This window comes from Maricaulis maris, from assembly GCF_003634045.1.
Lineage (GTDB): Bacteria > Pseudomonadota > Alphaproteobacteria > Caulobacterales > Maricaulaceae > Maricaulis > Maricaulis maris.
Genome location: NZ_RBIM01000002.1, coordinates 280296 through 301812, shown reverse-complemented (window position 1 = coordinate 301812; position 21517 = coordinate 280296). Strand labels below are relative to the sequence as shown.

Below are 21517 nucleotides of genomic sequence, written 5' to 3'. Positions count from 1 at the left end.
CGAACGATAGCGATTCAGACCGCACTGGCAATCAGACCAATTCAATCCATCACAGGTCGTCCTTGTCTGGCATCATCCCTTCCGCCCGCAAGGTGGTTTTCGGGTCGAGCGTGCGCATGGCAGCGTAGTGCGAGAGGAAAACCTCGCCGGACAGCTCGTCAAAGAAGCCAGCGTTGATCAGCTTGTCGGCGACCGGCCCCTTGACCTCCGAGAGGTGAAGTCGGACGCCGGCATCGGACAGTCGTGAATTGATCGCGCGCAGGCTGCCCAGCGCGCTGGCGTCGACGAAGTTGACGGCCGGAAACAAGAGGACGAGATCGGTCGGGCGGCTTTCGCGGGCCAGGATGTCGCCAGCCAGTGCTTCCAGGAATCGGGCATTGGCAAAATAGAGGGCTTCATCGATCCGCAGCGAGACCACATGCGGCGAGCAGATCACCTCATGCCGGTTGATATTGCGGAAATGGTGGGTGCGCGGCACTTGGCCGACTTCGGCCCAATGTGGTCGCATCGTGCGTTGCAGCACCAGGCCGACTGACAGGGCGACACCCAGTGTCAGGCCTATCTCAACACCCAAGAATAAAACCCCGACCAGGGTCAGAAAGGCCGCAGCCCCGTCGGCATGGGAGAATTTCCAAGCGTGCCACGCGTCCTGGAAATTCGCCATGCGCCAGATTGCAGCGAGAATGGTGGCGGCGAGGGCGGCCTTGGGCAGGTGGTAGAAAAGTGGCGTCAGGAAGACGGCCACGAGCAGGATGATGATCGCCGTGAACACGCCGGCCAGCGGGGTTTCGGCGCCGGCGCTCTCATTGACCACCGAGCGGGCAAACCCGCCGGTTACCGGATAGCCGCCGGTCAACGCCGAGGCGGCATTGGCGGCCCCAAGGCCCAGTAATTCGCGGTTCGGCTCGATTGTCTCACGGCGCCGGGCCGCCAGTGACTGGCCGACTGATACGCTCTCGACAAATCCGACCAGGGAGATCAGGGCGGCCGGTCCGATCAGGGCGCGCCAGGTTTCCAGCGGCACAAGCGGGAAGGCAAGCGGCGGCAATCCCGACGGCAATTCTCCGACAATCGCCAACCCAGCCCGTTCATTGAGTCCGAGCGTCCACGCCGCCAATGCTGTCAGGGCCACCAGTGCTGCCGGTGCTGCGCGGGTCAGCGAGGTGACGAGTCCATCGGCCATGCCAGACCGCTTGAGCAATTGGGGCAGGAGGGAGCGGGCGCCGATCAGGAAAGCAAGGCTGATTAGCCCGACAAGGAGCGCGACTGCGTTGATTCCGTCAAACTCGTGCGCAAAGGAGACGATCAGCTCGGGAATGGTCGCGCCTTCCATTGATACGCCGAGGAAATGACGCAGCTGGCTGGCGATGATCAGTACCGTCGATGCGGTGATGAAGGCTTCGACCACCGGACGAGACAGGAAGTTGGCGACACTGCCAAGGCGCAAGACGCCGAAGAGCAGGAGAAAGGCGCTCGACAGGAGGGCGAGGGCCCCCGCTGCGGCCATGATTTCAGCAGGATTGGTGAGCCCAAGCGAACCGATGGCCGCCGCTGTCATCAGCGAGATCACCGCCACCGGGCCGACCGCGAGGACCCGGCTCGACCCGAACAGGGCATAGGCGATCAGCGGCGCGATCGAGGCATAGAGCCCGGCCTGCGGCGGCAGCCCGGCGAGCAGGGCGTAGGCCAGACTCTGCGGGATCAACAGGACGGCCGTGACCAGGCTGGCCAAACCGTCCCGGGTCAGCTGGGTCCGGCGATAGCCGTCCAGCCATTCCAATCCGGGCAAGAAACGACGCAGGACCTTCAACATCTCACAGCGCATCCAACGGAAGCTTGAGATAGCGCGTGCCATTATCTGCCGGCGGCGGCAGGTTGCCGGCGCGCATATTGACCTGGACCGAGGGCAGGATCAGGCGCGGCATGCTCAATTCCTTGTCGCGAGCGGTGCGCATCGCCACAAATTCGTCCTCGGTGATGCCGGCATGGACATGGATATTGCCCGCCTTTTGTTCGGCCACCGTGGTTTCCCAAGCGTAGTGGTCCCGCCCCGGCGCCTTGTAGTCGTGGCACATATAAAGCCGGGTTTCGTCGGGCAGGGCGAAAATCTTTTGGATCGAGGTGTAGAGGCTCCGGGCATCGCCGCCGGGAAAATCGCAGCGAGCGGTCCCGAAGTCGGGCATGAAAAGCGTGTCGCCGACAAAGGCGACATCGCCGACATGATAGACCATGCAGGCTGGCGTATGGCCCGGCGTATAGATCGCTTCGGCTTCAATGGAACCGATCTTGAAGCGCTCGCCATCCTTGAACAAATGCCCGAACTGCGAGCCGTCGCGGGCGAAGTCCGGCTCGGCGTCAAACAGGTCGCCGAACACTGCCTGGACATGGGTGACATGCGAGCCGATGCCGATCCGGCCCCCGGTTTCGCGCGCCAGATAGGGCGCGGCAGAGAGATGGTCGGCATGGACATGGGTTTCCAGAACCCAGTTGACGGTCAACCCTTCGCGGCGAATGTGCTCAAGCAGGCGATCGGCGGACTGGGTCGAGGTGCGGCCGGAAGCCGGGTCGAAATCGAGGACCGAGTCAATGATGGCGGCCTGCTTGGTCATCGGGTCGGAGACGACATAGCTGACGGTGAAGGTGTCTTCGTCGAAGAAGGCCTTGACGGTTGGGGTCTGGGTCATGAGTTCGGCCTTTCCTGTTGCCGAATGGGATCGCGTTGAGACCTTCATATAATATATTTGCAAAACTATGCAAGTACGATTATATAGATCGCAACGGCCCACATCCGGGCATCAACACTCGATGGAAGATCACTATGACAGACCACAAGGATTTTGAACCAGCCGAGGTGCAGGCCGGGCTCGAGGCCGGCCGCTATCTCTTGGTGGACGTGCGTGAAGCCGGCGAGTTTGCAGACGAACGCATTCCCGGCGCAATCTTGGCGCCGCTGTCGGGCTTCAAGCCGGACTGCCTGCCGCGCGGCGACGACCGCGAGATCATCCTGCACTGCAAGTCGGGCGGCCGTTCCGGGCGGGCGCTGCAGATGTGCCGCGAGGCTGACATAAAGGTCGCCGGCCATGTGAAGGGCGGAATCCTCGGCTGGAAGGCCAGCAAGCTGCCGACACTGCGTGCAGAAGATGCGCCGACCGGCATGACCATCCAGCAGGCGGTCATGGCGATGGCGTCTTTCCTGGTGCTCGTCTCTATCGGCCTGTCGCTGGTTTTCTCGCCCTGGTTCCTGGTCCTCGGGGCCGGCGTCAGCGCCATGTTGCTGCAAGCGAGCTTCACCGGCTTCTGTCCGGCCAGCTCGGTCTTCGCCAGTCTCGGTTTCCGGCCGGGCTAAGCCGCTGCGCCGTCTTCCGGCGCGCAGTAGGTCGCATAAAGCGCCGACATCACCGTCGCAATCCGCGCATCGGCCAGGCCATAATAGATGGTCTGGCCATTGCGCCGCGTGGTCACCAGGCCCTTGTTGCGCAGGATGGCCAATTGCTGCGACATCGCCTGGTCGCGCATGCCGAGCGCTTCGGCCAGCTCGCCGACCGAGCGCTCCTTTTCCATCATCGCACACAGGGCCAAAAGGCGGTTGGGGTGGGCCAGCGTCTTCATGAGATCGGCGACGGTCTCGGCCATCGGCTTCATGTCATCATATTGCATTGGCTGACCCGGTAGTTGCGTAGCTTCGCAACTATATAGGGGAGGACCTGTCATCCGCAATCATCGGGCCATGCTGCACGTCAACTGAATCTGTCATTGTGTTAGCGCGCTAATACGCTATATCGACCTCAAGGAGATCGACATGATGACCGATACGCCCACCAGCCGACCCGACGGACCGACCGACCTGACTTCCCTGAGCGAGGCCATTCTTGCTTTGCGCGATATCGGCGAGGCCGAACGTTTTCTGCGCGACCTGCTGACGCCGGGTGAGATGAAGACGCTGACCGAGCGCTGGCGGGTCGCCGGCTTGCTCGCCGAGGGTGGCCATTCCTATCGGGAAATCTCCGACATGACCGGCGCCAGCACGACCACTGTCACCCGGGTCGCACGCTTTCTCAGCCAGGAACCCTGGCAGGGCTATCGCACCATTCTCAACCGTCTCAAGGAGAGCCGATCGTGACCTCTCGCCTGCGTATTGCCGTTCAGAGCAAGGGCCGCCTCGCTGAAGGTGGCATGGACCTGCTGAAACGCTGTGGCCTGCGGTTCGCCTATGGCCGCGACAAGCTGCACCAGCGGGCCGAGAACATGCCCGTCGACCTGATGCTGGTGCGCGATGATGACATTCCCAATTTCGTCGGCAGCGGTGCGTGTGATTACGGCATTGTTGGCGAGAATGTTCTGGCCGAGGAGCAGGCCTCCAGCGTCCGAGCCCGTGAACTCGAAGTCGCCCTGCGACTGGGTTTTGCCGGCTGCACGCTGAAACTGGCCGCGCCGCAGGATGGCGATATCCGCTCGGTTGAGGACTTGGCGGGCAAGGCGATCGCAACCTCCTATCCCGGGCTGACCGCGCAATTCCTCAAGGATCGCGGTATCGAGGCCGAGATCGTCGAAATGCGCGGCTCGGTCGAAGTCGCGCCAAGGCTGCGCATTGCCGATGCAATCTGCGATTTGGTGTCGTCCGGTGCCACCCTGCAGGCCAATGGTCTCAAGGCGTTTGAAACCGTCCTGCGCAGCGAGGCGGTGCTGATCCGCCGCAAGTCCGGGCGCCCGGCTGACAGCGATGCCATCGCCAATATCCTGATGCGGCGCGCCGAAGGCGTGATCGCGTCGGCCCAGACCAAATACATCATGCTGAATGCGCCGACCGATCGGCTTGACGCGATCCGGGCGCTGCTGCCGGGCGCGGATGCTCCGACCATCGCCAAGGTCGCCGGTCGCGAGGATGTCGTTGCCGTGCATGCCGTCTGCCGCGAACGCGTCTTCTGGGAGACGCTGGAAGCGCTGGAGAAAGAGGGCGCCCGCGCCATCCTCGTCCTGCCGATCGAAAAAATGCTCGCCTGAGGCCAAGACCATGCTGGACATCATCAACTGGACGCAGACCTCATCCGAGGATCGCGCTGCCGCGCTGGCCCGGCCGCTCAGTGCCGGCACGGCGGACGCCGCGGCGCGCGACATCGTCAATGCCGTGCGCGATCAGGGCGAGACGGCCGTCCGCGCCTATGCCCAACGGCTCGACGGATATGCGCCGTCGGATTTCCGGGTCCCGGCCGGCACCATTGCCGCTGCACGTGCTTCCCTCGACCCGGCTGATGCCGAGGCGATCAAGGCGGCAGCCGATGCGGTCCGGCGTTTTCACATCGAACAGGGCTATCGCAATTATTCTGTCGAGACCTGGCCCGGGGTGACGGCCTCGCGCCGCGCCACCCCGATCGACACGGCCGCACTCTATGTGCCAGCCGGTTCGGCGCCGCTGGTGTCCTCCCTGATCATGCTGGCCGTGCCGGCACAGCTCGCCGGCGTGCCGCGTATTGCCGTCGTCGCGCCGCCCCAGGGCAAGGCCGGTGTCAATCCGGCGCTGCTCGCCGCCGCCGATCTGCTGGGCCTCGACGAAGTCTATGCCATCGGCGGTGCCCAAGCCGTCGCGGCCCTGTCGCTGGGTGTTGCGGGACTGCCGCGGGCTGACAAGATTTTTGGCCCTGGCAATGCCTATGTTGCGGCCGCCAAGGCCTATGTCAGCAGCCTGCCCGGCGGGCCTGCGGTCGACCTGCCGGCCGGACCCAGCGAGGTCATGGTCATCGCCGACGGCCAAGCGGACCCAGACCTGGTCGCCAGCGATTTGCTCAGCCAGGCTGAACATGATCCCTCGGCCCAGGTCATGCTGGTCTGCTTTGATGGAGACACAGCGAACCGCGTGGCGGCATCTGTCGGACGTCTGATTGCCGACCTGCCCCGTGCTGATATCGCCCGCCAGGCACTTGCGGCCTCGCGTATCCTCATCTGCGACACGGTCGAGGATGCCGCCGATATCGCCAATGTCTACGCGCCGGAACACTTGATCCTGCAGGCCGAGAGCGCCGAGCGCCTGCTCGGGCTGGTCCGTCATGCCGGCTCGATCTTTGTGGGTGCCTGGACGCCGGAAGCGGCGGGTGATTATGCCGCCGGACCAAACCACACCCTGCCCACAGCCGGCACCGCCAAGGCGCATGGCGGCGTCTCGGTGGAAAGCTTCCAGAAGACGACCACCATCCTGCGCGCCAGCCGGGGCGGCGCCGCTGCCATGGCACCGACGGTCGAACGCCTGGCCGCGCTGGAACAGCTGGATGCCCACGCCCTGGCCATGCGCCTGCGGCGCGAAAAGGCGGAGCGGGAGACGACAGCCGCTGCTCCGGTCGGCCCGCGTGCCGGCAGCAAGCGCCGCAAGACCAAGGAGACGGACGTCACGGTGACGGTCAATCTGGATCGCGACGGCCCGATCCGGATCGCCACCGGTATCGGCTATTTCGATCACATGCTCGACCAGATTGCCCGGCACGGCGGTTTCGCGCTGGACGTGGCCGTGGAAGGTGATCTCGAGATTGATGGCCACCACACGATTGAGGATGTCTGCCTGACCTTTGGTGAGGCCCTGCGCACGGCGCTTGGTGACAAGCGCGGGCTTGGTCGTTTCGGTTTCGAACTGCCGATGGATGAGAGCCGGGCGGCGGTCTGGATTGACCTGTCTGGTCGACCGTTTGCGCGCTTCGATGGGGAAATCCCCGGCGACAGTGTCGGCGAATTCCCGGTCGAGATGACGCCCCACTGTTTCCGCTCAATCGCCGAGAGTCTCGGCGCGGCCATCCATGTGAAGGTCGAGGGCGAGAACGCCCACCACATGGTGGAAAGCTGTTTCAAGGCCTTCGGTCGCGCCTTGCGTCAGGCCTTGCGGGTTGAGGGCGATGCCTTACCGTCGACCAAGGGCATGCTGGCATGAGCATCGGCCTGATCGACACGGGCTGCGCCAATCTGGCGTCGGTCCGATTTGCGCTCGAGCGGGCGGGACTGACCTATCGGGTCATTGACACGCCGGCCAGGATGGCTGGCTGTGACCGTTTCATCCTGCCCGGTGTCGGTGCGGCCGGCCCGGCGATGCGGCGCCTGCGTACTGCCGGCTGGGACCAGGCTCTGGCGACCGACACGCGCCCCTTGCTCGGGATTTGTCTCGGCATGCAGATGCTGTTCGAGCGCTCGGCCGAAGGGGAGGTCGCGTGCCTTGGCCTGATCCCGGGGGCGATCGAAAAACTGCCACCGCCGGCTGACGGTGTCTGGCCGCACATGGGCTGGAATGCCCTTGAGATCCTTGATCCGGACGAGCCCTTGCTGGCCGGAATCGAGACCGGTGAGCATGTCTATTTCGTGCATGGGTTTTACGCCCCGCCCGGACCAGTAACTGCGGCGGTCTGTGATTATGGGCGTCCAGTCTCGGCATTGGTCCGGCATCGGCATATCGCTGGCTGCCAGTTTCACCCGGAACGTTCCGGGGCTGCCGGAGCGCGTATTCTGGCAAATTTTGCAATGAGTTCGAGATGATACTTTATCCAGCAATTGATCTTTTGGATGGCCGCGTCGTGCGGCTCCACAAGGGTGAATTCGACGCCGTAACTGATTATGGCGACGATCCGCGGGCCGTTGCCGAGCAGTTTGGCGAGGCCGGGGCGGTATGGATCCATGTCGTCGATCTTAGCGGCGCCCGCGATGGAGCCCGACGTCAGGGCGCGATTATTCGCACCATCTGCGAGACCGGATTGCGGGTGCAGACCGGTGGTGGCGTTCGCACGGCGGAGGATATCGAAGACCTGCTGGCCAGCGGTGTCGAGCGGGTCATCGTCGGATCGCTTGCCGTGACCGAACCGGAACGGGTGCGAGACTGGCTCGACCGCTATGGCGGCGATCGCCTGACACTGGCGCTCGATGTGCGCCAGATTGGCGGGCGCTACCGGCCGGCCCTGAAAGGGTGGACGGATACGACCGACACCACGTTGGAGGATGTCCTCGTATCCTATGCTGAGAGTGGATTGGCGCATGCCCTGGTCACCGATATCGGCCGCGACGGAGACCTCTCCGGGCCCAATATCGGTCTCTACACGCGCCTCGCGACCGACTATCCCGATATCGCCTGGCAAGCTTCGGGCGGTGTCGCCTCGCTGGAGGATTTGCGCGCCGCCAAACAGGCCGGCGCGGCTGGCGCGATTACCGGCAAGGCGCTGTATGAGGGACGCTTCACCGTGGCGGAGGCAGTGGCATGCTTGCGCGACGCATAATCCCCTGTCTCGACGTGCGTGACGGGCGCGTGGTCAAAGGCGTGCGCTTTCGTGATCACGAGGATGTCGGCGACATTGTCGATCTGGCGCGTCGCTATGCCCGGGAAGGGGCCGACGAGCTGGTCTTCTACGACATCGCCGCCAGCGCCCGCGGTCGGACAGTCGAGCCGGAATGGGTCAGTGCGGTGGCGCGCGAACTCGACATTCCGTTTTGCGTCGCGGGCGGCATCCGCTCGGTCGACGATGCCCGGGCGCGCCTGTTTGCCGGAGCGGACAAGATTTCGGTCAATACGCCGGCGCTGGAGGATCCTGCCATCATTGATCGGCTGGCGGCCGAGTTTGGCAGCCAGTGCGTGGTGCTCGGTGTCGATAGTCGAATCATTGAGGGCGCTTGGCGAGTGCACCAATATACTGGCGATCCGGACAAGACCGTGATCGGTCATCGCCGAACGCTGGACTGGATCGCCGAGGGAATCGACCGCGGGGCTGGCGAGGTTGTGCTCAACTGCATGGACCAGGATGGTGTTCGCGACGGCTATGATATCGAGCAATTGCAGGCGGTCCGGCAGGTGTGTTCCACACCTTTGATCGCCTCCGGCGGGGCCGGGCGAAAAGAGCACTTCAAATCCGTGTTCGAACTTGCCAAGGTCGAGGGCGCGCTGGCTGCCAGCGTGTTTCACAAGGGGGTCATCGAGATCGGGCAGTTGAAGGCTTGGCTTGGTGGTGAGGGAATCAGGGTTCGGCCATGATTGATGCAGATACGCTCGACTGGAAAAAGGGCGATGGCCTGATCCCGGCGATCGTCCAGGATGTGGCGACCCGTCAGGTCCTCATGCTCGGCTATATGAATGCCGAAGCGCTTGCGGCGACGGTTGAGAGCGGCAAGGTCCATTTCTTCTCGCGCTCCAAACAGCGCCTGTGGAAGAAGGGCGAAACCTCCGGCAATACGTTCAAGCTGGTCAATCTGACCGCTGATTGTGATAGCGATGCGCTGCTGGTCGAGGTCAAGCCGAAAGGCGTGGCCTGCCATACCGGCACGGTCAGCTGTTTCGGCGATGATCCGGGGCCGGGGCTTGGCTTCCTGGCGCATTTGCGGGCGATCATCCGCAAGCGCAAGAAGGACAAGACCAAGGGCTCCTATGTCGGCAGCTTGATGGCCAAGGCGCCCAAGCGACCGGCCCAGAAGGTCGGCGAAGAGGGGGTCGAGGTGGCGATGGCGGCCGTGTCGGAAAGCAAGACCGCGCTGGCGGCCGAGTCGGCGGACCTTCTCTTCCACCTCATGGTCTTGCTGGAATCACGTGAGCTGAGCCTGGACGATGTCGTCAATGTTCTGCGCAAGCGGCATGCGGTGCGGGCATCGAAGCCGACCGCGTAGTCGGACGGCGGCTGGCGGTGTGTGCTGGTTCCGGTCGAAAGCGTGTCGCAGGCATATCCGCGACAGTCTAGCTTCGCCGCGTGTCGGACGGTCCGAATCGCTCGCTCATGACATGGCGGTCACCGGGATGGGTCAGCCGGGCGACGGTAACCACCTCGTCGCCTTGGAACGTCCGCCTTTCCAGCACAAGGCAGGCCGTGCCTGGGGTGATGTCGAGACAAGTTGCAAGGGTCTCGTCGGCATTGATGGCCGACACGGTGTGTTCAGCTTCGGTCCACGGTGTCTTGCGCAATAGCCAGCCACCGGGCGCTTCCGTGTTGAAATCGGCTTGGGCGGCGTCGGGAAGCAGCGCCAGATTGATCCAGCGCTCCTCGAACTCCACGGCCGCGCCGTCGGCGGTATGGATGCAGCTGACATGCTGCACGCGTGCGCCCGGTCGGAGGCGCATCAACCGGGCGACGTCGTCATCAACTGGCCCGGTCCGGTTCAGCAGGCAGCGATAGCCATAACGCTGGCCGCGTGCCGGAATGGCACTGGCCATGTCGACGATTTTGAGAATGGCCGCCGGGGCATCCGGACGCGCGACAAAGCTGCCGGCCCGGCGTTTGCGTACCACGAGGCCTTCATCAGTCAGAGCGCGCAGCGCGCGGCTGACAGTCATTCGGGCGGTGCCGAAATGGTCGCAGAGATCGGCCTCTGATGGCAGGCGATGGCCGGGCTCCCAGCTGCCCGACCTGATCCGGTCGAGCAGGGTGCGCCGGATCTGGTCATAGACCGGGCCGTCGCCGTCGAGCTTGAGCTGATCTCGCCAATCACTCATGCGGACCAGCCTTCCAAGATCGATTGCAGCGTATTGGCATAACGTAGCTCGACGGCGTCCCGGACAAGGGACCGGCCTTCGGTCACGCACAATCGCCCGCCGACATGCACGCTGCGGACCTGACGGGCATCACCGGCAAACAGCCAGCTGTCGAGCAAGGCGTCATCGCGGCGACCGGTCAGCACGGGATGTCGGGTCTCGAGTTCGACCAGATCCGCGCGCAGGCCCACTTGCAGACGCCCCATCGGTTGGCCCAACGCTTGGGCCCCGCCGGCAAGACAGGCATCGAACAGGTTGTGGCCGGTGCTGGTGCCGGGGCGTGTGAGGAGATTGCGTTGGCGGTGCGTCAGGCGCTGACCATACTCCAGGAGACGGATTTCCTCGGCCAGATCAATGCGGATATGGCTGTCCGAACCGATGCCGATCGCCCCACCGGCGGCGAGGTAATCGACGGCCGGGAAGAGGCCATCGCCCAGGCTGGCCTCGGTCAATGGACACAGGCCGGCGACAGCGCCGGAGGCGGCGAGGTCGCGAATTTCACCCGAGTCCATGTGGGTGGCGTGGACCAGACACCAGCGGTCATTGACGGGCTGGTGGTCGAGCAGATGGCGGACCGGGCGCTGGCCGGTGGCAGCAAGACAGGCCTCGACCTCCCCGGTCTGTTCGGCGATGTGGATGTGGATGGGGTCCTTTCCGGCGAGGGGCAGGATGGTGGTGATATCGTCCATCGAGGCGGCGCGCAGCGAGTGCGGGGCGATGCCGACACGGGCGTTTGGCAGGGGTCCGGCATGATGCCGGGCACGCTCCATCAAACGGGCATAACTATCTGGATCATTGAGGAAACGGCGCTGTCCCTGCGTGGCGGGAGTCTGGTTGAAACCGGCATGGCGGTAGAAGACCGGCAGCAGGGTGAGGGCGATCCCGCTCGTGTTCGCTGCCGCGCAGATACGGCCCGCCATTTCACCCGGGTCATCGTAGGGGGTACCGTCGGCATCATGGTGAAGATAGTGGAATTCGCCGACGGCGGTAAAACCGGCTTCCAGCATTTCGACCTGAACCAGCGCGGCGATCGCTTCGACGGCGTCGGGATCGAGTCGGTCGAGGAAGCGATACATCACCTCGCGCCAGGACCAGAAACTGTCACGGCCCGGACCGCGCCTTTCCGACAAGCCGGCCATGGCGCGCTGGAAGGCGTGTGAGTGGAGATTGGCCATGCCCGGCACGACGGTTCCCAGACGCGTATCGCGTGCTTGTGCCGAAACGCCGCTTGTTACCGCGCAAATATGACCGTCGTCATCGCAGGACAGGCGGACATTGCTAGCCCATCCATCGGGCAGCAAAGCGTGCGCGAGATGAAAATCAGTGGACACGGTGTCTCCCCGCTGGACAGACTCGAAAACCGGGATTTATTGTATAGACAATTAGACGCGAGCAAAGCCCTTTTCACAAGCCCGCTCGCCGGGAGATCGCCGCGATGATGTTCGACCGCCTGCTCACCGAAGCCCGTCTTGCGACCATGGTCGCCGGCCGTGATGCCTATGGCGTGATCGAGAAGGCGGCGCTGGGCATCAAGGACGGGCGGATCGCCTGGATCGGACCGATGTCCGAAATTCCGGGCGAGGCTCGCGAAACGGAACGCCTGGCCAGTCGCTGGGTGACGCCGGCGCTGATCGATTGCCACGCCCATCTGGTCTTTGCCGGTGACCGGTCCGACGAGTTCGAGCGGCGCCTGGGCGGTGAAAGCTATGAGAGTATCGCCCGGTCAGGCGGCGGAATTGCCCGCACGGTCGTTGCGACCCGCGAAGCCGGTGCCGCCGAGCTGGCCGCGTCGGCGCTGACCCGGCTCGATGCCCTGGCCCAGGAAGGGGTCGGCACCGTCGAGATCAAGTCGGGCTATGGCCTGTCCCGCGACAGTGAGCGCACCATGTTGCGCGCCGCACGCGGTGTCGCCCGAGCCTCGGGCATGCGGGTCTCGGCGACCTTGCTCGCCGCTCATGCCGTGCCGCCGGAATACAAGGGTGAGAGCGGTCGCTATATAGACGAGGTCTGCATCCCGCTGATCCGCGAAGCGGCCCGTGAAGGTCTGGCCGATGCGGTTGATGCCTATTGCGAGGGGATCGCCTTCACGCCGGAAGAGACCCGCCGCCTCTTCATCGCCGCCAAGGCCGCCGGCCTGCCGATCAAGCTGCATGCTGACCAACTCTCCGACACGGGCGGCGCCAAGCTGGTCGCCGAGTTCGGCGGCCTGTCGGCCGACCATATCGAATACACCAATGCCGACGGCATCGCCGCGATGGCCAAGGCCGGCACGGTGGGGGTGCTGTTGCCGGGCGCTTTCTATACGCTCCGGGAGACGAAGAAACCGCCAGTTGACGCGCTGCGGGCGGCGGGTGTGCCGATGGCGGTCGCGACCGATGCCAATCCAGGCACGTCTCCGATGGTCTCGCTCCTTACCGCTGCGAACATGGCTTGCATCCTGTTCGGTCTGACCTTGCCGGAAGCCTTTGCCGGCATGACCCGCAATGCGGCGCGGGCGCTGGGTCTGCAAGACGAAATCGGCACGCTGGAGGTTGGCAAGGCGGCTGACCTCGCCATCTGGGATGTCGAACGTCCCGCAGAAATCATTCAATGGATCGGACGCCGGCCGCTGCATGGTCGCATCCTCGCAGGAGAATGGCAGTGACAGCTGTGACCATCAAACCGGGCGCCATGACGCTGGCCGACTGGGCGAAAATCTGGCGCGGCGCCGAGATCCGGATCGATGCGGCTGCAAAGGTCGATGTCGATGCGGCGGCGGCCACGGTCGACCGGCTGATCGCTTCGGGCAAGGCGGTCTATGGCCTCAATACCGGTTTCGGCAAGCTGGCCCAGACCCGTATCGCCGATGACGAATTGGCCACCTTGCAGGAACGGCTTGTCCTGTCGCATGCGGCTGGAGTCGGCGACCCGCTCGCCCCCCGTATCGTGCGCCTGATCATGGCGCTGAAACTGGCCAGTCTCGGGCGCGGCGCGTCCGGCATTCGCTGGGCCACGATCGAGGCCATGCAGGCCATGCTGGATGCCGATGTGCTGCCGGTCATCCCGTCGCAGGGCTCGGTCGGCGCCTCCGGCGACCTGGCGCCGCTGGCGCACATGTCTGCAGCACTAATCGGGGCCGGAGACGTGACCGTCGGCGGCGAGCGCATGCCCGCCCGGGCCGGGCTGGAAAAGGCCGGCCTCAAACCGGTCGAGCTTGGTCCCAAGGAAGGTCTGGCCCTCCTGAATGGTACCCAGACTTCAACCGCGCTGGCCCTGGCCGGCTTGTTTGAAGTTGAAGCCGGTTTCCAGGCCGCCCTTGTTTCCGGCGCACTGAGCGTCGATGCGGCCAAGGGCTCGGTCGCGCCGTTTGACCCCCGCATTCACGCGTTGCGCGGCCATCCCGGTCAGATCGATGTTGCCGCGGCCTTGCGCGGTCTGCTCGACGATTCGGGCATCCTCGAAAGCCATGTCGGCTGCGAGAAAATCCAGGACCCGTACTGCCTGCGTTGCCAGCCCCAGGTGATGGGCGCCGTGCTCGACCTCCTGCGTCAGGCGGGAGAGGTACTGCAACGCGAAGCCAATGCGGTGACTGACAATCCGCTGATTTTCACGGATACGGACGAAGCCATTTCCGGCGGCAATTTTCACGCGGAACCGGTTGCTTTCGCCGCCGACCAGATTGCCATGGCAGCCTGTGAGATCGGTTCGATCTGCGAACGGCGGATCGCGCTTCTCACAGACCCGGCCGTCTCCGGCCTGCCGGCCTTCCTGACGCCCAATCCGGGCATCAATTCCGGCTTCATGATTGCCCATGTGACGGCGGCAGCGCTGGTCTCGGAGAACAAGCAGAAAGCCTATCCGGCCTCGGTCGATTCCATCCCCACAAGCGCCAACCAGGAAGACCATGTCTCGATGGCGACCCATGGTGCCTTCCGCCTCCTGAAAATGGCGGAGAATCTGCATGCCGTGGTGGGAATAGAGCTGCTTTGCGGGGCCCAGGGTACGGACTTTCATGCCGGCGTGAATTCGTCCGCCTCGCTGGAAACTGCCAAGGCGACATTGCGCAAACAGGTTCCCGCCTATGGCGATGACCGCTACTTTGCCACCGATATCGCCAATGCGCGCGATCTGGTGGCGGGCAGGGGGCTTGTTGCGGATGCGGGCACGCTTCCCGGGATTGCCTGATGGACGTTTTCACGCTGAGACGCGGTACGTCGCCGCTGGTTGTTTCCATGCCGCATTCGGGCACGGCGCTGGCGCCGGGTCTGGCGGATCGCTTGAGCGAGCCTGCAGGCGGGCTGCCGGATACGGACTGGCACATACCGGAACTCTACGATTTCCTCGATGCGATGGGCGCGACGGTCATCCGGGCCAATTATTCGCGCTATGTCATCGATCTCAATCGCGACCCGACCGGCACGTCGCTCTACCCGGGGCAGGCGACCACCGACCTGGTGCCGACCACCCTGTTTGACGGCACGCCGATCTACAAGGACGGCGAGGCCCCGCACGATGCCGAGATCGAACAACGCCGGACCGAGTTCTATGACCCCTACCATCGCGCCCTGACCGAGACCTTGATGGCGACCCGGATGGAGCATGGCTATGCCTTGCTCTGGGATGCCCATTCGATCGCCTCGCAAGTGCCGCGCCTGTTCGAAGGCGTGCTGCCGGATCTCAATCTGGGCACGAATGGCGGCGAGAGCTGCGACCGGATGATCGAACGCTGGGCGGTCAAGGCGATGATGGATCACGAGGAGTATGCCTCCATCGTCAATGGCCGCTTCAAGGGAGGCTTCATCACCCGCGTCTTTGGTCGTCCGAGCCAGAATATCCATGCCCTGCAAATGGAACTCGCCCAGTCCGCCTATATGAGCGAGGCGCCGCCCTGGACGCTGGACACAGCCAAGGCCGACCAGCTGCGCGCTGCCCTCAAGGACGTCATGAAAGCCGCGCTCGACGCGGCCAAAAATCTCTATTCCGGAGAAGTGAAGTAAATGTCCCAGACCCGCCGCGACAATTCCCGCATCATCCGCGCCAAGCATGGCTCCAAGCTCGACGCCACCCATTGGGCCGCCGAAGCGCCCTTGCGCATGCTGATGAATAATCTCGACCCCGACGTGGCCGAGAAGCCGGAAGAGCTGGTGGTTTATGGCGGCATCGGTCGGGCGGCGCGTGACTGGGAGAGCTATGACCGCATTGTCGCGACGCTGAAGCGGCTGAAGGAAGACGAGACGCTTCTGGTCCAGTCCGGCAAGCCGGTCGGCGTGTTTCCGACCCACAAGAATGCGCCGCGTGTGCTGATTGCCAACTCCAATCTCGTGCCCAACTGGGCCAATTGGGACCATTTCCGCGAACTCGATAAAAAGGGCCTGATGATGTACGGCCAGATGACGGCTGGCTCGTGGATTTATATCGGCTCGCAGGGCATCGTTCAGGGCACGTATGAGACTTTCGTCGAGGCCGGTCGCCAGCATTATGACGGCGATCTCACCGGCAAGTGGATCCTGACCGGCGGGCTCGGCGGCATGGGCGGCGCCCAGCCGCTGGCTGCGACCATGGCCGGCGCTTCCATGCTGGCGGTGGAATGCCAGCCGAGCCGGATCGAGATGCGCTTGAAGACCGGCTATCTCGACAAAAGCGCCACCACGCTGGACGAGGCGCTGGAGATCATCAATGCGGCCTGTGCCAGGGGCGAGGCGGTCTCCGTCGGCCTGCTGGGCAATGCGGCCGAGGTCTTCCCGGAACTGGTGAAGCGCGGCGTCAAACCTGACATGGTCACCGACCAGACCTCCGCCCACGACCCGGCCAATGGCTATCTGCCGGCCGGCTGGACGCTGGCGGAATGGGACGCCAAGCGCGAGAGCGATCCTGATGCCGTTGAAGCCGCCGCAAAAGCTTCCATGGCGGAGCAGGTCAAGGCCATGCTGGCCTTCTGGGAGCAGGGCATTCCGACGCTGGATTATGGCAATAATATCCGCCAGATGGCGCATGATGAGGGCGTCAGCAACGCCTTCGATTTCCCCGGCTTCGTGCCGGCCTATATCCGCCCGCTCTTCTGCCGCGGTATCGGTCCCTTCCGCTGGGCGGCCCTGTCAGGCGATCCGGAAGACATCTACAAGACCGACGCCAAGGTCAAAGAGCTTATCCCGGACAATCCGCATCTTCACCGCTGGCTCGACATGGCCCGCGAGCGCATCCATTTCCAGGGCCTGCCGGCGCGCATCTGCTGGGTCGGTCTGGGTGAACGTCACAAGCTGGGCCTCGCTTTCAACGAGATGGTTCGCACCGGCGAGCTTTCTGCCCCGGTCGTGATCGGCCGCGACCATCTCGATTCAGGCTCGGTCGCCAGCCCCAATCGCGAGACCGAAGCCATGATGGACGGTTCCGACGCCGTCGCCGACTGGCCGCTCCTCAACGCGCTCTTGAACACCGCCTCCGGCGCCACCTGGGTCTCGCTGCATCATGGCGGCGGGGTCGGCATGGGCTATTCGATGCATTCCGGCCAGGTCGTCCTCGCCGACGGCACCGAAGACGCCGCCGCCCGCGTTGGCCGCGTGTTGTGGAATGACCCGGCGACCGGTGTGATGCGTCATGCCGATGCGGGCTATGAGATTGCCAAGGACTGCGCGCGGGAGCAGGGGTTGGATTTGCCGAGTGTGAAGTAGGGAGTGTTGTGGTCACTCTGCATCGCGCTTAGCGTGAAACACGTATTCCGTCGGTCGGGGAGTCACGATGCTTCGCTTCCTGTTTGTGCTGATTCCGCTGGCGGCTTCCTTCTTTTGCGCCAGCGCCTTCGACGGCATGATTTACAATGCGGAGTTGGGCACCGGGATCGGGTTGTTGCTGACGGGCGTGGCACTGACTGTGGCGACGGGGTTTTGGATCGCAGGCTGCTTGATGGCGCTCGCGCGTCCGCGGGTCGTTGCGGGTTGGGGAACCTTCTCGGTTTTCTTGAGCGCGGGCGGCGTGTTCGTCGCGATAGCCGGTCTTGCCGGTCTCTATGTTCATTACACACAAGGTGGGTTTGGTCCGCATAGCCATCGGTTCGGATACTTCCCGTATGTCTGGTGGCTGATGACCTATGCGGGAGCTCTCACAGCCATCGGTAGTTGGTTCCAACACGGGCGCGACTGACTGAAAATCCACCGCCGTTGTAGCCCTCATTCGGTCCTGTGGGCCACCTTCGCTCTAGGAGAGCAGGAAGATCCAGCGCGCGCCTTTCTCTCTCCGCGAGGAGCAAGGGAATCGCCGGGAGGGCGAGACGGAGGGGCGGCGCCGAAGGCGACGTGCGGGTTTCCTCGCTCACGCTCGGCCCCATCGACCCGATGCTTCGCACCGGCCCACTTCCCCATGAAATGGGGAAGAAACCCGTTCCCATTTTTCCCGGAAGCGCGCCAGCGCTATCCGGGACCGACAGGATACTCATCGCTTGCGAAAACGCGCGGTCGGTCCCGGCTCTCCAACCGGCTTTCGCCGGTTTGCGGCCGGGAGAAATGGGGTTCGCCTGTCCATATTCACCCGCAAATTGTCATCCCGGCGGCGGAGACGTCGCCAGAATTAGGCTGACGATGTAGATCCCATTGATCGCGACCGCGAACGCGCTGGCGGCGGTGATCCTGCGCTGGGTGATCAGGTCGTAAACCGGCACGGCCAGCAGGAAGGCCAGCCACATGGGCAGGACGAGATAGACGTCCACGTGGAGAATATAGGTCACCCGCGAAAAGGCGGGAAACATCAGGGCGAGGCCGGCGAACAGCATGAAGCGCTTGTGCAGGGCGGCCTTGGCCCGGTTGAGCAGGGCCGCGCTATAGAAGACCAGAAAGACAGCGGCATTGGCGATGTTGGCGATCAGGATGGTGTTGTCGCCGGTGCGAACCAAATTCTCCCAGGAGATATAAAGGCCCGTTCCCAGCATGACCGGCACCAGCGCCAGGCTGCTGACCCCCAGTGTCTTGTGCAAACCGTAATTCCCGCGCCCGATCAGCGACGTCTGGCCCATCATCAAAGCGAACCAAAGCCCCATCGAGACCGCATGCACATGCATGTGCGGGAGCAGGGGGGGCAGCTCATCGCCATTGACCAGCGCATGCAGTGGAAAGGCTGTCGCCACGATGGCGAACAGCGCCAGCGCATAGAAAAAGAAAAAACGCTCACCGCGCCTGGTCATTGTCATGATGTCTCCCCCCGGATCCTGTTGTGCGAGCGTGTGGGTCGGGGGGATGGGTGTCAACGGGAAACAAGGTGATGCGCGGGAGGGAGACACACGCGCTCAGCGTCCCGCTTACCGCGCTCAAGCGCCGCGCATAACCTTTCCCCGTGCGATGCAAAGGAAATCCCATGCGTGCCTTGTTGGCTGCTGCCACCTCTTTTTTCGCTCTGACCGGGGCCGCCCTGGCCCAGCCCGATGGTTGGAGCGAGGCGGAGATCACTGAACTCGACAGCGCGATCCAGTCGCTGATGGCGGAGGAGGAGGTGGTCGGACTGGCCTATGCCCTGATTGACGAGGGCGAGGTCGCCCATGTCGCCGCCTTCGGCTATCGCAATCGCAAGAATGCGGCACCGCTCGAGACCGACAGCATCATGTATGGCGCCTCGCTGACCAAGGCGGCCTTTGGCTATTATGTGTTGATGCTGGTCGATGAGGGGCTGATCGATCTCGATGCCTCGATCGCCGACTATCTGCCGCGGCCCTTGCCCGAGTATGACGAATGGGCCGATCTCGCCGACCAGCCGCAATGGCGCGATCTGACAGCGCGGATCATCCTGTCCAACGGCACCGGTTTCGCCAATTTCCGCTGGCTGGAAGAGGATGGCCGCCTGCAATTCCATTTCCCGCCGGGCGAACGTCAGGCCTATTCGGCGGAAGGGTTTTACATCCTCCAGCATGTGATCGAGGAAGGTCTCGGTCTCGACCTGAAAGAAGAGATGCAGACCCGTATTTTCGACCTTTTCGGCATGACCGACACTTCGATGCAATGGCGCGAGGATTTTGCTGACAATCTCGCCGATGGCTATGCCATGGACGGCACGTTCGAGCCGCATGATGAACGTTCCGGTGTGTCGGCGGCGGGATCGATGGACACGACCATCGCCGACCAGGCGCGGATGTGGGCCGGCATGGTTCGCGGCGAGGGGCTGAGCGCCGAGGCGCGTGCCGAATTTGTCTCCCCCTCTCAGGTGATCCGTTCGCCAGGCCAGTTTCCGACAATCACCACCGAGGAAGACCCGCGCGCGGCGGCGATCGGACTGGCAGCCGGACTGGGCGTGATCACCTTCCAGGACGAGACCGGTCACTGGTTCGACAAGGGTGGCCACAATCCCTGGACCGGCAACCGCGCGACCTGTCATCAGGAGACGCAGCGCTGCATCGTCCTGCTCGCCAATTCAGTCCGCGCCGAGCTGATCTATTCGCAGATCGTCGAGCAGGCGATGGGTGAAAACCCGATGCCTTGGTGGTGGGTCTATCCGGAGCAGTTTGTGGAGTAGGGGGAATGCCGTGTTGCGAGGAAGGAGATCCAGGTTTCCATTTTTCCCGGAAGCGCGTCAGCGCTATCCGGGACCGACCGGATACTCATCATTTGTGAAAACGTGCAGTCGGTCCCGGCTCTCCAACCGGCTTTCGCCGGTTTGCGGCCGGGAAAAATGGGTTTTGCCTCTCCTTGTTTACCAGCAAATTGTCATCCGGCTCTGCGCCCCGCTTTTGCGGGGCAGGAGCCTGCGCCCGCGAAAGCGGGTGGCCGGGATGACAAGTTTGAGGCATGGCAATAGAAACAGGGCCAACACAGACTCACCCTTGGGAGCCCTCCATGTCCGACGCTTTTTACGCCCACCTGTCCGACGAGTTGAAGCAGATCGAGGCGGACGGGCTCTACAAGCGCGAACGCATCATCACCTCGCAGCAATTCTCCGAGATCGATGTGACGGCGGACGGGGCGTCGAGCCATGTCATCAATTTCTGCGCCAACAACTATCTCGGCCTGGCCAATCGTCCCGAATTGATCGAGGCCGCCAAGACGACGCTGGACAGTCATGGTTTCGGTGTCGCCTCGGTGCGCTTCATCTGTGGCACGCAGGACCTGCACAAGCAGCTGGAAGCCAAGATTGCCGCCTTTGCCGGCTGTGAGGACGCCATCCTCTATGCCGCCGCCTTTGACGCCAATGGCGGGGTGTTCGAGCCGCTTTTGGGGCCGGAGGATGCGATCATCTCCGACGCGCTCAACCATGCCTCGATCATTGATGGCGTGCGCCTGTGCAAGGCGAAACGCTATCGCTATGCCAATTCGGACATGGCCGATCTCGAGACCCAGCTCAAACAGGCCCGGGCGGATGGCGCACGGCATATCCTGATTGTTACCGATGGCGTCTTCTCGATGGATGGCTATATCGCCGACCTGAAATCCATCGTCCGCCTCGCCAAACAGTATGACGCGCTGACCATGGTCGATGACTGCCATGCCCATGGCTTCATGGGCGCACAAGGCCGCGGCACGCCGGAACATTGCGGTGTGCTGGGTGAGATCGACATCATCACCGGCACGTTCGGCAAGGCGCTGGGCGGGGCGATGGGCGGTTTCACGGCCGCGCGGCGCGAGATCATCGACATGCTGCGCCAGCGCTCGCGGCCCTATCTGTTCTCCAATTCACTGGCGCCCGCCATCGCAGGAGCCTCGCTCAAGGCGCTCGACATGGTCGCCGCGGGTGAAGATCTGCGCGCCCGCCTGTTCGACAATGCCAAACGCTTCCGCACAGGCATGAGTGAGGCCGGTTTCGACCTTCTGCCCGGCGAGCACCCGATCATTCCGGTCATGCTGGGCGATGCCAAGCTGGCCCAGGAGATGGCTTCGAAACTGATGGATGAGGGCGTCTATGTGATCGGCTTTTTCTTCCCGGTCGTGCCCAAGGGCAAGGCGCGAATCCGCACCCAGATGTCGGCGGCGCATACGCCGGAGATGATTGATCGCGCAGTGGCGGCCTTTACGAAGGTGGGCCGGGAGTTGGGAGTTATTTGATGGGTACTCGTCCCGCTCGCCGGGACGCCGCCCCATCCAGTCCCCCTGACGCTTT

The 21517-nt window shown here is 63.7% G+C and carries 21 protein-coding genes; 15 read left to right on the top strand and 6 right to left on the bottom strand.

The features are described from left to right. Positions 1-49: 49 nt before the first annotated feature. Positions 50-1813, bottom strand: a complete 1764-nt coding sequence (locus C7435_RS04585) for a SulP family inorganic anion transporter (protein ID WP_233350684.1) — start codon at positions 1811-1813, stop codon at positions 50-52. Between the two features lies 1 nt (position 1814). Continuing rightward, positions 1815-2684 carry an MBL fold metallo-hydrolase gene (locus C7435_RS04580; RefSeq protein ID WP_075190678.1) on the bottom strand — a complete coding sequence of 290 codons (870 nt, stop codon included), beginning with the start codon at positions 2682-2684 and terminating at the stop codon, positions 1815-1817. Between the two features lie 134 nt (positions 2685-2818). Between C7435_RS04580 and C7435_RS04575 the strand changes: the two genes are divergently transcribed. Next, positions 2819-3346, top strand: coding sequence for a rhodanese-like domain-containing protein (locus C7435_RS04575; RefSeq protein ID WP_075190677.1), 528 nt, complete (start codon positions 2819-2821; stop codon positions 3344-3346). Here the strand turns inward: C7435_RS04575 and C7435_RS04570 are convergent. Continuing rightward, positions 3343-3657, bottom strand: a complete 315-nt coding sequence (locus C7435_RS04570; RefSeq protein ID WP_170150335.1) for an ArsR/SmtB family transcription factor — start codon at positions 3655-3657, stop codon at positions 3343-3345. The genes C7435_RS04575 and C7435_RS04570 overlap by 4 nt on opposite strands. Positions 3658-3799: 142 nt before the next feature. Here C7435_RS04570 and C7435_RS04565 point away from each other — a divergent pair, with 142 nt between their 5' ends. Genes C7435_RS04565 through hisIE form a run of 7 tightly spaced genes read left to right on the top strand, consistent with a single transcriptional unit; the run spans position 3800 to position 9612 of the window. After that, positions 3800-4120: a YerC/YecD family TrpR-related protein gene (locus C7435_RS04565; protein ID WP_233350683.1), complete on the top strand. Its 321-nt coding sequence runs from the start codon at positions 3800-3802 to the stop codon at positions 4118-4120. Continuing rightward, positions 4117-5001: an ATP phosphoribosyltransferase gene (gene hisG, locus C7435_RS04560; protein WP_121210215.1), complete on the top strand. Its 885-nt coding sequence runs from the start codon at positions 4117-4119 to the stop codon at positions 4999-5001. The genes C7435_RS04565 and hisG overlap by 4 nt, the downstream gene beginning before the upstream one ends. Positions 5002-5011: 10 nt before the next feature. Further along, entirely contained in the window at positions 5012-6910 is a 1899-nt protein-coding gene (gene hisD, locus C7435_RS04555) for a histidinol dehydrogenase (protein WP_121210214.1), read from the top strand. Further along, complete coding sequence (gene hisH, locus C7435_RS04550; RefSeq protein ID WP_121210213.1) at positions 6907-7506, top strand: imidazole glycerol phosphate synthase subunit HisH; 600 nt, start codon at positions 6907-6909, stop codon at positions 7504-7506. The genes hisD and hisH overlap by 4 nt, the downstream gene beginning before the upstream one ends. After that, the gene (hisA, locus tag C7435_RS04545; RefSeq protein WP_121210212.1) at positions 7503-8237 is read left to right on the top strand and encodes a 1-(5-phosphoribosyl)-5-[(5-phosphoribosylamino)methylideneamino]imidazole-4-carboxamide isomerase; all 735 of its coding nucleotides are present in this window, start codon (positions 7503-7505) and stop codon (positions 8235-8237) included. The genes hisH and hisA overlap by 4 nt, the downstream gene beginning before the upstream one ends. Then, complete coding sequence (hisF, locus tag C7435_RS04540; RefSeq protein ID WP_075190671.1) at positions 8219-8986, top strand: imidazole glycerol phosphate synthase subunit HisF; 768 nt, start codon at positions 8219-8221, stop codon at positions 8984-8986. Before hisA ends, hisF begins: the two co-directional genes overlap by 19 nt. Further along, the gene (hisIE, locus tag C7435_RS04535; RefSeq protein WP_075190670.1) at positions 8983-9612 is read left to right on the top strand and encodes a bifunctional phosphoribosyl-AMP cyclohydrolase/phosphoribosyl-ATP diphosphatase HisIE; all 630 of its coding nucleotides are present in this window, start codon (positions 8983-8985) and stop codon (positions 9610-9612) included. The genes hisF and hisIE overlap by 4 nt, the downstream gene beginning before the upstream one ends. A gap of 67 nt (positions 9613-9679) precedes the next feature. Here the strand turns inward: hisIE and hutC are convergent, their stop codons facing one another. Together hutC and C7435_RS04525 are read right to left on the bottom strand one after the other, a co-directional pair. Further along, positions 9680-10432 carry a histidine utilization transcriptional repressor HutC gene (hutC, locus tag C7435_RS04530; protein ID WP_075190669.1) on the bottom strand — a complete coding sequence of 251 codons (753 nt, stop codon included), beginning with the start codon at positions 10430-10432 and terminating at the stop codon, positions 9680-9682. Beyond that, on the bottom strand, positions 10429-11802 hold the full coding sequence (locus tag C7435_RS04525) for a formimidoylglutamate deiminase (protein ID WP_121210211.1): 1374 nt from the start codon (positions 11800-11802) through the stop codon (positions 10429-10431). Before C7435_RS04525 ends, hutC begins: the two co-directional genes overlap by 4 nt. A 104-nt stretch (positions 11803-11906) precedes the next feature. Between C7435_RS04525 and hutI the strand changes: the two genes are divergently transcribed. The 5 genes from hutI (at position 11907) to C7435_RS04500 (ending at position 17587) form a co-directional block, all read left to right on the top strand. Beyond that, positions 11907-13115: an imidazolonepropionase gene (gene hutI / locus C7435_RS04520; RefSeq protein ID WP_121210210.1), complete on the top strand. Its 1209-nt coding sequence runs from the start codon at positions 11907-11909 to the stop codon at positions 13113-13115. After that, complete coding sequence (hutH, locus tag C7435_RS04515; protein WP_407658333.1) at positions 13106-14635, top strand: histidine ammonia-lyase; 1530 nt, start codon at positions 13106-13108, stop codon at positions 14633-14635. Before hutI ends, hutH begins: the two co-directional genes overlap by 10 nt. After that, positions 14635-15447: an N-formylglutamate deformylase gene (gene hutG, locus C7435_RS04510; protein WP_121210209.1), complete on the top strand. Its 813-nt coding sequence runs from the start codon at positions 14635-14637 to the stop codon at positions 15445-15447. Before hutH ends, hutG begins: the two co-directional genes overlap by 1 nt. Continuing rightward, on the top strand, positions 15448-17118 hold the full coding sequence (hutU, locus tag C7435_RS04505) for a urocanate hydratase (protein ID WP_121210208.1): 1671 nt from the start codon (positions 15448-15450) through the stop codon (positions 17116-17118). It abuts the gene before it with no gap. A gap of 67 nt (positions 17119-17185) precedes the next feature. Further along, a complete protein-coding gene (locus C7435_RS04500) occupies positions 17186-17587 on the top strand; it encodes a hypothetical protein (RefSeq protein ID WP_075190664.1) in 402 nt (133 codons plus the stop codon). 394 nt (positions 17588-17981) lie between these two features. Here the strand turns inward: C7435_RS04500 and C7435_RS04495 are convergent, their stop codons facing one another. After that, on the bottom strand, positions 17982-18626 hold the full coding sequence (locus tag C7435_RS04495) for a hypothetical protein (protein WP_121210207.1): 645 nt from the start codon (positions 18624-18626) through the stop codon (positions 17982-17984). A 164-nt stretch (positions 18627-18790) separates the two neighbouring features. Here C7435_RS04495 and C7435_RS04490 point away from each other — a divergent pair, with 164 nt between their 5' ends. Both C7435_RS04490 and C7435_RS04485 read left to right on the top strand, forming a co-directional pair. Further along, positions 18791-19939 (top strand): serine hydrolase domain-containing protein, encoded by a 1149-nt coding sequence (locus C7435_RS04490; RefSeq protein WP_121210206.1) that lies wholly within the window; start codon positions 18791-18793, stop codon positions 19937-19939. Positions 19940-20259: 320 nt separating this feature from the next. Then, positions 20260-21462 carry a glycine C-acetyltransferase gene (locus tag C7435_RS04485; protein WP_121210205.1) on the top strand — a complete coding sequence of 401 codons (1203 nt, stop codon included), beginning with the start codon at positions 20260-20262 and terminating at the stop codon, positions 21460-21462. Positions 21463-21517 lie beyond the last annotated feature (55 nt).